A 12,722-nucleotide genomic window follows, 5' to 3' on the forward strand; every position below is an offset into this window, starting at 1 on the left:
GAAGTTAAAAAGAATCTGGTTGCTCCAAGTTGTTCATCTCCCACTTCTTTTATTTGAATTAAATTGGCGGTTTGAAAATACCTAACTATGAAGAAAAAATTAGCTATTCTTTCTCTGGGAGCAGTCTTGCTTTCGTGTAAGACAAGTTCCGAAACATCAACGCCAGAAATATCCGAAGAATCACTTCAGACGCACATAGAAGTACTTGCATCTGATGATTTTCAAGGAAGGAAGCCTTTTACGGAGGGCGAAATTAAAACCGTGAACTACTTGGTGGATCAATTCAAGGCTTTTGGCTTGGAGCCGGGCAATGGAGATTCTTACACACAAGAGGTGCCGCTTGTTGAATTGACAGCAAAACCATCAGAAACCATGACAATCGAAGGAAATGGGAAGAAAATTGAGCTTGCAGTATTGGATGAATTTGTCGCCTATACTGAACGTGTAGTAGAAAACACTTCCATTGAGGCTTCAGAGCTTGTTTTTGCCGGTTATGGTGTTGTGGCTCCCGAATATAATTGGAATGACTATGAAGGACTGGATGTGAAAGGAAAGACGGTGGTTGTCTTGGTTAATGATCCAGGGTTTGCATCCGAAGATTCTACCCTTTTCAAGGGAGAAACCATGACCTACTATGGTAGATGGACGTACAAATATGAGGAAGCTGCACGTCAGGGGGCTGCCGGCTGCTTGATAATTCATGAGACAGTTCCTGCTGGATATGGATGGTCAGTCGTGAGAAATTCATGGTCGGGCGCCAGTTTATATTTAGATCAGACAGGTGGATCGTATCAACCGGAGGTTTTGGGATGGATTACCAGAGACGCTGCGATCAGAATTTTTGAAGCGTCAGATGTAGACATGAAAAACTATGCTGCAAGATCTAGGAGTGAAGATTTCAAGGCTATCAGCCTAGGGTTGAATGCTTCGGTAGCTGTAACCAATGAGATTAAAAGAGATCAGTCAAGAAATGTCGTTGCAAAGATCACTGGATCTGAAAAACCTGATGAATACATTATTTACTCAGCGCATTGGGATCATTTAGGTGTAGGCCCTGAGATAGATGGAGATACGATTTACAATGGCGCTCACGACAATGCATCGGGAACGGCAACCATGCTTGGTATTGCTGAGGCCATGGCTCAAATGGATCAACCGAAGAGATCGGTAATTTTTCTGGCGGTCACTGCTGAAGAACAAGGGCTTTTGGGTTCGAAGCATTATGCGCAAAATCCCATCTATGCACCAAAACAAACCGTTGGAAATATCAACATGGACGGAATCACTTCATTTGGTCCAATGAAAGATCTCACAGTGGTAGGGTATGGGCAATCGGAGTTAGAAGATATTGCGGAGAAAATTGCAGCTAAGCAGGGGAGATACATCATTCCTGATCCTGATCCAGGTAAAGGATACTTCTTTAGATCTGATCATTTTCAGTTTGCTAAGATTGGAATACCTGCATTATATGCTTCTGGATCTTATGAACATATGACCAAAGGAGTAGAATATGTGGATAGTCTGAATTTGATATACTTGAATACCCAATATCATCGACCTCAGGATGAATATCATCCGGAAAGCTGGACCTTTGACGGCATGGCTTTGGATGGAACTTTACTCATGGAGGTAGGCTTGCAATTGGCGAACTCCGATGAATGGCCGAAATGGAAGGAAGGATCGGAGTTTAAATCCATTCGAGAAAAATAGCATCAGTATACAAATCGTAATCAAAGCAGTATTGTCTATGATAGTACTGCTTTTTTGTGAAAAGGAAATCTATACTAGCAGAGTTGTATAACCCAACTAGTATTAAAATGAAAAAAACACTTTCTATCATAGGAATGGTAATTCTGTTTCTTAGCTCTTGCGGTGGTGATAATACGCCAACTGTGAAGATGGATGATGATGAGATTCCGATTCTTGATTCTGATGGTGATGGAGTTGGAGACGAAGTTGACAATTGCATAGATGTGCCAAATCCAGATCAAGCAGATTCAAATGGAGACGGAATTGGTGATGCATGTACTATTGTTTCAGAAAACTCAGCATACTTCTCAAACCCAATGCCCTGGACAACCGAGATTGGAGATGCTACTGTACATGCAAACTCAGCCAACATCATCAGTTTTTTGAGAGGACGGGCCGAATCTAATGATCTGTTCCCGCTTACGAATGGAGTATTCCAGATTGACTTTACATCTCTGCATATTGTAAAAGCAGATGCTAATTCACCAAAAATGCCATTTGATGAGTTTGTTGAATTACAATATGGTGATTGGTATGGCGATCCGCCGTGCGATAAGCTTAGGGAAATTCCAATACCTGCGTCTGCCCGAATTGAAGGAGTAGAAGGTCTGGTATGCGCTGAAAATTTGAGTGAGGATTGCCATTTAATTGTTCATGATGTCGATAATAAATTGCTATATGAGGTGTTTCACGCAACTGTGATTAATGGAGAACGAGTAGGAGGACTGTGTCCGGTGGTCTGGGATTTGGAATACGACTATAGCAGTAAATTAAGAGGCCTACAGTGCACAAGTGCGGATGCAGCAGGACTTCCAATAGCTCCTTTGCTGGTTACCGCAGATGAAATTGCAGCCGGTGAAATAAAGCATGCACTTCGAATAATTTTGAAGAACAATAACATGCGAGCTGGATTTTTTGTACCTCCGGCAACACATGCTGGGGGACCTTCTTCTCAGAATGATGACGCTCCTAAATATGGAATGAGGTTTAGGTTGAGATCGAATTACCCGCTTGATCAATTGGGAGAATCAGGGAAGGTCATTGCCAAAGCATTGCAGGAGTATGGTGCAATTCTAGCCGACGGAGGTAGTATTCCTTTTACATTTATGGCGGATCATTACAGCCAAAATAAGTACGATCAGTTTGATGATTTTGGACCTAAAATGTTTGAAGATTTATTAAGCATTGAAGATTTTGAAATTGTAGCTACAGAAGAACCAGTAGTGCTGACTCGCGATTGCGATGAGTTGTTCAGATCTCAAAAAATACTGGATTTACTTTAGTTATTCATACGGATTCGCAGATGTCGTGTAACTTTATTCGTACATAAAATACCTACAACCTATGAAACCTTTATTGTTTTTTCTTCCAGTGATCTTCCTAATAGTTTCTTGTGATCATCAGCATGAACATACACATGATGAAGTAAAAGAAGAGGTCGCAGAGCTTTACAACTATGATGTAGAGAATAGAATAGAGGAGATGGGAATTACTCTAAAGGAACCAGCTGCACCTGCCGGCAATTATGTGAACGCTGTTAGAACAGGAAATCTTGTTTTCATGGCGGGTAAAGGGCCTGGTCTTCCTGAGGGTGGATACGTCACAGGTAAAGTTGGAGGTGATTTGTCTGTAGAAGATGGATATGAAGCAGCTAAACTTGTAGCTCAAGCACAACTATCAGCTTTGAAAGCGGAGATTGGGGATTTAAATAAGGTGGTGAGAATAGTGAAAGTTTTAGGAATGGTTAACTGTGCCCCTGATTTTGGCAATCAGCCAGAGGTGATCAATGGCTTTTCCGACACGATGGTTGATGTATTTGGTGAGCGAGGAAAGCATGCTCGTGCCGCTGTAGGTATGGCATCTTTACCGCGGAATATCGCCGTAGAAATAGAGATGATTGTAGAAGTACGAGACTAGGTTTCAATATTTATTAAATTTGGAATTCAATCGCCAACAAAACTCATATGAAAGCTAAATATTTTATCGCCACATGCCTGTTTTTCTTTAGCGTAACGTTTGCTTCTGCGCAGAGTAAAGAAGAAAAGAGTAAGAAATTTTCACATAAAATGGGAACATACACCGACTCCAGAGATGGTAAAGTGTATCAGACAATCACCTTTATACGTGAGCATAATGGCAGAGAGATTACTCGAACCTGGTTTGCTGAGAATGTGAGATTTAATGTGCCAGGTTCTAAGGCTTATAGTAACACCAGCGAGTATGCAACCAATTTTGGTAGGCTTTACAATTATGAACAAGCCAATCTAGCTTGCCCTGATGGATGGCATGTACCCACTATTCATGAGTGGAAACACTTGTTCCATTTCTTTGGAGGATGGCATCATTCGGGTAAATATCTGATCGAAGGCAAAGCCAGTGATATGGATATGAAGTTTGGTGGCTTTGGACAACCGGATGGTACCTTCAAAGGAATTGGGGTACATGGCAACTGGTGGGATAATGAATTAAAGGATAGCAATTCTGCAGGTATAATCACGTTGAAGAAGGGTGATGAAAATATCTATCACTCGAAAGTCGGGGACAGCCACTACCTAAGCTGCCGATGCGTGAAATTTCATAATTAAAATCCTTTCGTGTACCGAGGTTTAATTGTTCTCTTGTTATTTCCTTTTTTTGGTTATTCTCAGCAGTCAGATTCCACTGCTAATGAAAGCTCTTTTGCTATTTTTCCGGCAATCAGCTACGCTCCTGAAACAAGTTTGCAGTTTGGAGGTGCGGCCATTTGGGTATTGGGAAATTCAGATACTTCACAGTCAAGCTTTCAACGCCAGTCAACTTTAACACCCTTTTTTATTTATACAATCAAGAAGCAAGCGATTGCTGCGGTGAATTTGGATTACTATTTTCCCAGTGGAAAGAATTTGACAGCATCCATGCGTTACTACAATTTCCCGGATTCCTACTATGGAGTAGGTAATGATAGAGACCCTGATGTTTCTGAGATGTATACGAATCGTTTTTTTCAGATTGAAGGACAATTGCTGCATCCCTTCAATGAAAAGGTATTTGTTGGAATAGCCTTTGATTTTCATTTCACTTCTTTGCGAGAAAAGATTCCGAATGGCATGCTCGAATCAGACGCACCTGTAGGATTGGAGGGAGGAAATGTCGCGGGAATAGGCCCTTCGTTCCGCTATGACACACGAGATTATACACTATATCCTACCAAGGGATACTTTATCTCCAGCCGTTTGTTATTCAATGAAATAGGTGATTTTAGTTTCACCAGCTACTTGGCAGATTTTCGAAAATATATCGATTTGAAAGACCAAAAACACATTTTGGCTTTTCAGTTTAGGACTCAGCTCACTTTTGGCACTGGCACACCCTTTTACAAGCTTCCACAACTCGGCGGAGATGAGCGATTGAGAGGAATTGCTAATGCCAGTTTGTATCGAGATCGACAAATGATGTATACCCAAGTTGAGTATCGAAGACCCCTGTTTTGGCGTTTTGGCATGACGCTATTTGCAGGAATAGGGGATGTAGCTTTCGATGTAGATGATTTTAATCCATCGGAGTTTAAGTATGTGGCAGGTATAGGTGGTCGCTTAGCAATTATTCCAGAACGCAGGCTAAACGCACGATTAGATATTGGAATAGCCCGTGGAGGTCAAACGGGTATTTACATTGGCATAAGTGAAGCTTTCTAGGGTCACCACAGCTCAATCACTCACTCCGAAGGCTCATAACTGGGTTCTTTAGTGCGGCTCGAATAGACTGCCAGGAGATAGTAATTAATCCCAAAGCCAGCGCAATTCCACCACCCAATACAAACGGCATCCAACTTAAGTCAACTCGATAGGCATAGTTTGACAGCCACTCCTGAACGACATAGTATGCAACAGGAGAAGCAATGATGAATGCGATGAGGATTGGCTTGGCAAAGTTCTTTGACAGTAACCTGGTCACGCTGGCAATGGAAGCTCCAAGCACTCTTCTAATTCCAATTTCTTTGGTTCTCCTTTCAGCAGTAAAAATGGACAAACCATATAGTCCCAAACAAGAGATAAACATTGCAAAGACCGTGAAAATTAAAACGGACTTTGAAAGCACTTTCTCTCGCTCAACAAGTCTTGCAAAGTTTTCATCTAGAAAATAGTAACTCGGATTTCCAGGTGCCTCCAACTCAATCCATAATTGATTGATATCAGCAATCAACTCATCTGAATGTCTTCCCGAAAATTTAATTGTCAAATTGTTTTTGTCGTCAGTGCTCAGACTCAACATTGCAGGCTCTACTTTCTTTTTCAAAGATTCATAGTTGAAGTCGCTAATCACGCCGATGATTTTGTATTGGCCATTGCTCAGTGTTTTACCAACAGGATCATCCAACTCAAGTTCTGCTACTGCTGATTCATTGAGGATTAGTGCGGCAGTATCTGAAGCAATACGCTCAGAAAAATTTCGTCCTTCTAAAAGACGAAAACCTATGCTCTCCATTAAGTCTTCGTCACCTGAAAACTGCTGTACGTACACCTCTTTTTCTTCATTGTTCTTAACTGAAGTTATTGAAAGGGTGCTGCTGTTTGCGGGAACGCGATCATTGATACTGATCTTATCTATGTAGGATTTCCTTAACAGTTCTTCTTTTAAAACTTTTCCCTGATTGGGAAGGGAGCGGATGTTGTCTACAACCATCACATTGTCGAAATCGAATCCCATGTCTTTGGTTTCGATGAATCTCAATTGATTATAAATAAAGATCGCCACGATAAGCAAGCAGATGGAAATTGAAAATTGAAAAAGGACAAGTCCATTCCTTATGTTACCCTTCTCACCCGTATCTAATTTCCCTTTCAGTACGTTTACCGCTTGAAACCTGGTAATGTATATCGCAGGATATACCCCTGCTAAAACACCAAGTACAACAGCGCCTACAAATACCAGCAAAAGCTGAGATGGATTTACGAATAGGGTTTTCAAAAGCTCTAACCCTGTTATCTTTTCGAATGTAATCAAGAATAATTCGCCTACCCCAAGAGCTAATACTGCTGCTATGAGACAAATTAAAATGGATTCCATGGTGAACTGTAAAATCAATTCACCTCGGTTCGTGCCAAGCGATTTTCTAATACCTACTTCTTTCGCACGTGTGGTGGCTCTGGCAGTAGAAATGTTAATGAAATTGATACCTGCCAAAAGCAAAATAAGCATAGCGATGCCTGCGAATACTTGAGTGGTCTGACTATTGCCGACTGGAGAAGGCTCAAACTTAAGCTCAGAGTTTAGGTGAATATCAGCAATCGCCATTGGTAAGAATTTGTATATCCCGCTGGCTGTGAACTCTTCCACCGATTGATCCGGTGCAAATTGGGCTTGTATTTCTTTTAGCTGATCATTCAATATTTCATTCAAACGTTCCGCAGGATTTTCTCCTTTCATTTTAACATATTGGTACGATGAAGCGGAAGTCCATTGAAGGTTTGATGGAAGTTGCAAAGAAAACCACATGTTTGCAGGGATGTGCGAACGACCTGTGATATCCACAACTCCAGTGACCCGGTAGGTTCTGGTGTCATCTTTTATTTGAAGTGTTTCACCCACTACATCTGTTCTGCCAAACAGCTTTAGCGCAGTGTTTTTTGTCAACACCACTGTGTTTGGCTGATCCATTGCTGTGCCAGCATTCCCATCTAGAAAATCGTATGAAAACACTTTGAAGAAATCTTTATCAGCCTTTAATCCCTTGTCTACGGCCATTTCCTGATCGTTGATTACAAAAACAACGTCTCCTTTTGAGCCCATAGATGTCGTGTACTCCACATCAGAATAAGCTTTGAGTTTTTCATTTAAAATATCTGGTCCTATAGACATGTCACCGATGTTGAAGAAATTAACCCCAACCCGAAAGATTTTGTCTGATTGCCTGAAATGATGATCGTAACTGTATTCCTGATGGACCCATATGCCGATGACCAGTGTGCAGGCCAGCCCGACCGTAAGCCCGAAAATATTGACGAATGAATAGGTAAAATGTTTGCGGATGTTTCTCAAGGAAACGAGTAGGTAATTTCTGAGCATGGCAGTTGAGTTTGGAGACTGTACGATTAAATATCTCCATGCGATGCTTAAAACGCTAATTATTAAGATTTTTTAACAGTGCGTTAAATTACAATACAGCACTTAACCAGGGCAAAATCATCTGCTGAGTAGCTGTTGAGTTTTTTCTTGTACAATCTCGAGAAGTAGTTCGATTTTTGATTTGTGCGTTCTGAAGACAACGACGGCCACACGTATCCAAAATATGCCATGAATAGTCGTAGACGACAAAAAAATGCGACCATCATCCTGGATCGCCTTTATCAGCCGCTCATTGAAATGGTTAGCATCACCCTCACTAGGAATATATCTAAAAATGGTAATGGATAGATCTGGAATAGGTCCCACTTCAAACCTATTTATCGCTCCCAACTCTTGTCGAAAATATTGAGCCAATAGCATTTTTTCTTCAAGAGCTGCACGAAAAGGTTTCAGCCCAAATAGTTTCAACGGTAGCCACATGCGAAGGCCTCTGAAATGTTTGGTGAGTTCGGGCGATACATCTGCAGCATTTACCTCACTATCTGAATCTATCAAGTCCTGCAAATAGTCAGCTGTATAGCGATGTGCCTTGTAAAGTGCCTTCAGGTTTTTAATCAAAACAGCACCAGTTCCAAACGGGAGGAATAGGCTCTTGTGAGGATCTAAAGTGATTGAGTCAGCTTTTTCTATTCCTTTGGTTTGCTCCCTTATCGTCGGCAATAGTCGAAAAAAGCCTCCGTAGGCAGCATCTATGTGAAACCAGATTTTATGCTTTTCTGCGATGGTGCTCATTTCTTCAATAGGATCAATGGTGCCCGTATTTGTGGTGCCTAATGAAGCGTTAATGAAAAAAGGTATTAAACCGTTGGCGATATCTGTTTTTATGACCTCACTCAGTTTTGATACATCCATTCGAAAAGAATCATTTACTGGCAAGTAGCGAAGCTGTGCTTCTCCCAATCCAGCTATTCGCAGTGCTTTTTGCAAAGAATGATGAGTCTGATCTGAAAGGTATACCACGAGTTTATCAAAATCCCGAGCTTTGACATCTTTGGCTTCTCTAGCGGTGACTACAGCGATGAGATTGGAGATGGATCCTCCGGAGGTAAGGTTGCCGGTTGCAGTTGATGGAAACCCCATGAGCTCATTCATCCACCCAATGAGCATATTCTCCATGCGTGCAGCACCCGGAGCTGGAAAGTAGATGCCCGCATACTTATTACTTATTGCTGCCAGGTAATCCCCAAGCGCAGAAGGGTAGAGGCCTCCACCGGGCACATATCCCATATGTCCACCAGATGCCGCATTGATCCCATCTTTCTCGACATGCTTATGAATGAATTGGAGTAGTTCATTCATAGCAGTAGGATGATCATGAATCTCATCTGGAATTGCCTGTGCCGGATTTTGAGTGAAAGCATCGGCTTCTTCCAAATCTGAAAGAAAGCGGTTGCTATGGTCAAAGACTTGTTGCGTGAGCTGAGTCAGCGAACTATCGCTAGGTTCTAGCTGGCGAGCAACTTCTTCAAGAGCTTGAATTTTTTTGATCATCGACATCAAATTTAGCCAAGAAGTTGATCTGCAGAGAACTTAAATCAAGCGCCTGGATTGTAGCGGTGATTGCCAGAGTCGCTCTTCTTTTCTTTGAATTCCTCGAGAAGTGCCATCATATTTTCATGAATATCAAAGAGTGAAGTTTCTATCAGATACTTTGGAGTGAACTTACAAAAAGCAATAAAATCGGTCAATTCATCTCCTGTCAATTCAGTTTCCGCTGCAACCCAATCCCGACTAAACTTGCGATAGGCGACACGCTCCATCTCCTTTTGCGCGAGGATTTTTTGTAATTTTTTCTGTTCCTTCCCTTTTTTGGTGAGACCTCCCATGTCGAAACTTATGGCAATGGCAGGGGCGTGATAATCAGGTGGTCTTACTTTTGTTTCGTTGGCAGGTAGATCATATGCATTTAGAGGGATGGCGTCCAACCCGAACACAACAAGGCTTGAATCAATGGGTTGACTATCGATGATCAATTGTTTAAATCTCCAGTATTCAGGAAAGACATTTACCTCAACCTCGGCCAGCTGGGTGGCTGCTGGAGAGAGATGAAAATAGATCACTTCGGTTCGCTCACCATTTGGAATTACATAGGTGAGGGATTTATATCCAACATAGGTTAATTCAAGCGAATCTCCTGGTTGAACTGGGATTTTGAAGGTTCCGTTTGGATTGGTATTGGTGAGTAGACCTGCTTGCAGATTTCTGATATGGACGCCAATCATTTCGTCCGCTGAAGCAGAATCAGTAACTACACCGTAGAGGTAATTCCGTTGGGAATACCCGCACAGCGAAAGGAAAATAAAGAATGAAATTAAGGTTATTCTCACCATTCAAATATCAATAACGAAGAAATGAAAGGCTAATTATTAAGATTATTTAACAAGTGATGAACCCAGCAATGAAAATTTTTCTCAAAAAAGAGTAGGGTAAAACACTTTATAATTTTTTATTGTTTATACTGTAAATCCATTATTTGTGTATTTTCATACCCGGATTTAATTGTCGCCAAAATAAAGTGCTCGCTATGGCTATATCTTACATCACTCATAATGATAAGCGTATTCTGTATGTTGATTTAACGGAATCGAAAACGGAAAAACGCTCGTTGGAATTATTGGAAGAAACCAAGGATGCTTACCTGGCGTCCAGTACCAAATTACTTGTATTGGTTAATACTGTGGGTGCCTTTGTAAATCCTGTGGTAAGCAATAAAATGAAGGAATACGGTAAAATGTATTTTAAAGATCGTGCCGAAAAGCGAGCTTTTGTTGGAATACAAGGGTTGAAGAAATTGATTCTGAAGGCATACATTACGATGGTTGGAGGCAATATTCGTGTTTTTGACGATATAGAAAGTGCCAAAGAGTATTTGGTGAGTTGAATTTAACTTTCACAAAGTCTCGTCTTTTTCTTTCACCTCTTTGATGCCATCTAAAATCCAAGGCATAAGTTCAGAAACTGTGGGATGTACCAATACAACCTTGCGATAATAGGCACAAGGTATGTTAGAATGCATAATAGTTGCAAACATATTGATGATCTCGTCTCCCCCAACTCCCAATATTGAGGCACCCAATATCATGTCTGTGTCTGCATCTACCAGCAACTTGGTAAATCCCTTGGTTTCTCCCATTTCTTTGGCTCTGCTGATTTTATCCATCGGCCGCACAGCTTTCAATACCCTTTTACCGCTTTTAATCGCTTCTTTTTCGGTCATTCCTACACGACCCAGAGGTGGATCTGTAAATAGGCCATAGATCAAGTTCCGCCCACTTAGCTTTCGATCCCCTCCGAAAAGCCTATCCAAAACAATTTCTGCATCGTTGACAGCCGTGTGTGTGAAGCCACCGTGACCGTTGACGTCACCCAACGCATAGACACCCTTTTCTGCAGTTTCACAATAGTCATCTACCTGAATGTACCCGCGAGCATTCACTTCTATCGATGTGTTTTCTAAGTTCAAAGTGTCGCTATTTGGGAGTCTACCCGCAGCGACTAGCAACTGATCGCCAGCCAAGGACTTGGATTGACCATTTTGCTCAATGGTGATTTCTTTGGAAGTTCCATTTTGACTGATGTCGAGTGTGTTGACGCCAGTATATACTTCTATTCCCTCTTCTTCAAGAAAGTCTTTCACAGCCTGTGCAATATCAGCATCCTCACGAGGCATTAATTGATCAGAACGTTGAATGAGACTGACCTTAGCTCCAAACCTCCTGAACACTTGTGCAAACTCAACGCCGATGTATCCGCCACCAATGATCATTAGATGATTCGGCACTTCCTTTAAGTCTAGTAAACCAGCACTGTCTAACCACTTTATCTGATCCAATCCTGGAATAGGAGGTGCGCTTGGACGGGTGCCAACATTGATGTAAATGTTATCTGCTGTATATCTATTACCATCCACCTCAACTTCTTTTGCACCGACAAACTGTCCTTTTCCACGAATTAACTCCACATTGGAAGTCCCTTTCATCCAGTTGGTGAGACCATTACTTCCTCCATTTCGGATTTCATTCATGCGAGCACTTACGCGAGCGAAATCTAACGTTAAGCCATCTAAGTCAAAACCATAAAAGTCCCCTCTTTGGGCTTGATGAAATACTTTGGCACTGGCTACTAGTGTTTTGGTAGGAGTACATCCATAGTTTACACAGCTGCCACCTACTTTATCAGCTTCGATTACACCTATGGAATCTCCGGTAGGTATAAGTTTCCCTAAAAGTGTTCCCAAAGCCTGTCCTGTACCAATAATGAGATGATTAAAGTGAGTCATGATTTGTATGTTTAGAATAGAAAGCTACGAATTAAATAGGTTTTTGCTATGGTATATAGCCATGCTAACAAATTGCAATTTTGCTTCCTGAACCCAGGTAGTGCCTCAAAATATCATGAAATAGCCAGAAGTCTTAATCGATGATATGATCAAACGATTGATAGATGAATTCAGTGGTTGAAGAGTCTTCCACTATGTCAAACTTTAAGTTTGTAAATTCTGCTCCTCGGTAAGTGACACCTTTTTTCTCTCTAACATCTCCTAACTTCGTCCAGTGATTCATAGTCAAATCAAGAATGGCGCATAATCCATCACCTTGGATGTAAAATGATAAATACTCTTTCCCATTCCTGGTTTCATATTTTTGAAGCCAATAGGTCAATTTGGCTTGATCCGTGCTTTGCAGTTGTTGAACCAGCTCCGCTTTGTATTCGCTTGATTCTGGCGTACTATTTTCAAATATGGAATTTGTGTTGGCGCAATCTGGACGCTCGCACGAAATAAAAACAAGTGTAAAAACAGTTAAAGTGATGTTGATTAGCTTTTTCATATCACATATAAAGCTACAAAAAAAAGCTATTTGGATAGT

11 protein-coding genes are annotated in these 12,722 nt (G+C 41.3%); 6 read left to right on the forward strand and 5 right to left on the reverse strand.

Translation table 11 applies throughout. The annotated features are described in order from the left end of the window. Nucleotides 1-87 precede the first annotated feature (87 nt). The 5 genes from ABJF57_RS17970 to ABJF57_RS17990 all read left to right on the forward strand — a co-directional run bounded on the left by ABJF57_RS17970 (nt 88) and on the right by ABJF57_RS17990 (nt 5,423). Nucleotides 88-1,710, forward strand: coding sequence for a M28 family metallopeptidase (locus ABJF57_RS17970; protein ID WP_462232722.1), 1,623 nt, complete (start codon nt 88-90; stop codon nt 1,708-1,710). A 107-nt stretch (nt 1,711-1,817) separates the two neighbouring features. Further along, a complete protein-coding gene (locus tag ABJF57_RS17975; protein ID WP_462232723.1) occupies nt 1,818-3,032 on the forward strand; it encodes a thrombospondin type 3 repeat-containing protein in 1,215 nt (404 codons plus the stop codon). A 61-nt stretch (nt 3,033-3,093) separates the two neighbouring features. Then, the gene (locus ABJF57_RS17980; RefSeq protein ID WP_462232724.1) at nt 3,094-3,666 is read left to right on the forward strand and encodes a RidA family protein; all 573 of its coding nucleotides are present in this window, start codon (nt 3,094-3,096) and stop codon (nt 3,664-3,666) included. Between the two features lie 47 nt (nt 3,667-3,713). Next, nucleotides 3,714-4,334, forward strand: a complete 621-nt coding sequence (locus tag ABJF57_RS17985) for an FISUMP domain-containing protein (protein WP_462232725.1) — start codon at nt 3,714-3,716, stop codon at nt 4,332-4,334. A gap of 9 nt (nt 4,335-4,343) precedes the next feature. Then, the gene (locus ABJF57_RS17990; RefSeq protein ID WP_462232726.1) at nt 4,344-5,423 is read left to right on the forward strand and encodes a BamA/TamA family outer membrane protein; all 1,080 of its coding nucleotides are present in this window, start codon (nt 4,344-4,346) and stop codon (nt 5,421-5,423) included. Nucleotides 5,424-5,439: 16 nt separating this feature from the next. Here ABJF57_RS17990 and ABJF57_RS17995 read toward each other — a convergent pair whose 3' ends face one another. The 3 genes from ABJF57_RS17995 to ABJF57_RS18005 all read right to left on the reverse strand — a co-directional run bounded on the left by ABJF57_RS17995 (nt 5,440) and on the right by ABJF57_RS18005 (nt 10,184). Beyond that, nucleotides 5,440-7,794 carry an ABC transporter permease gene (locus tag ABJF57_RS17995; protein ID WP_462232727.1) on the reverse strand — a complete coding sequence of 785 codons (2,355 nt, stop codon included), beginning with the start codon at nt 7,792-7,794 and terminating at the stop codon, nt 5,440-5,442. A 117-nt stretch (nt 7,795-7,911) separates the two neighbouring features. Further along, a complete protein-coding gene (locus ABJF57_RS18000; RefSeq protein ID WP_462232728.1) occupies nt 7,912-9,345 on the reverse strand; it encodes a pyridoxal phosphate-dependent decarboxylase family protein in 1,434 nt (477 codons plus the stop codon). Between the two features lie 44 nt (nt 9,346-9,389). After that, complete coding sequence (locus ABJF57_RS18005; RefSeq protein ID WP_462232729.1) at nt 9,390-10,184, reverse strand: carboxypeptidase-like regulatory domain-containing protein; 795 nt, start codon at nt 10,182-10,184, stop codon at nt 9,390-9,392. A gap of 194 nt (nt 10,185-10,378) precedes the next feature. Here ABJF57_RS18005 and ABJF57_RS18010 point away from each other — a divergent pair, with 194 nt between their 5' ends. Next, nucleotides 10,379-10,735, forward strand: coding sequence for a hypothetical protein (locus tag ABJF57_RS18010; protein WP_462232730.1), 357 nt, complete (start codon nt 10,379-10,381; stop codon nt 10,733-10,735). Between the two features lie 9 nt (nt 10,736-10,744). Here ABJF57_RS18010 and ABJF57_RS18015 read toward each other — a convergent pair whose 3' ends face one another. Both ABJF57_RS18015 and ABJF57_RS18020 read right to left on the reverse strand, forming a co-directional pair. Next, nucleotides 10,745-12,133 (reverse strand): mercuric reductase, encoded by a 1,389-nt coding sequence (locus ABJF57_RS18015; RefSeq protein WP_462232731.1) that lies wholly within the window; start codon nt 12,131-12,133, stop codon nt 10,745-10,747. Between the two features lie 133 nt (nt 12,134-12,266). Continuing rightward, the gene (locus ABJF57_RS18020; protein WP_462232732.1) at nt 12,267-12,683 is read right to left on the reverse strand and encodes a hypothetical protein; all 417 of its coding nucleotides are present in this window, start codon (nt 12,681-12,683) and stop codon (nt 12,267-12,269) included. Nucleotides 12,684-12,722 lie beyond the last annotated feature (39 nt).

The organism is Ekhidna sp. (assembly GCF_039940915.1).
Lineage (GTDB): Bacteria > Bacteroidota > Bacteroidia > Cytophagales > Cyclobacteriaceae > Ekhidna.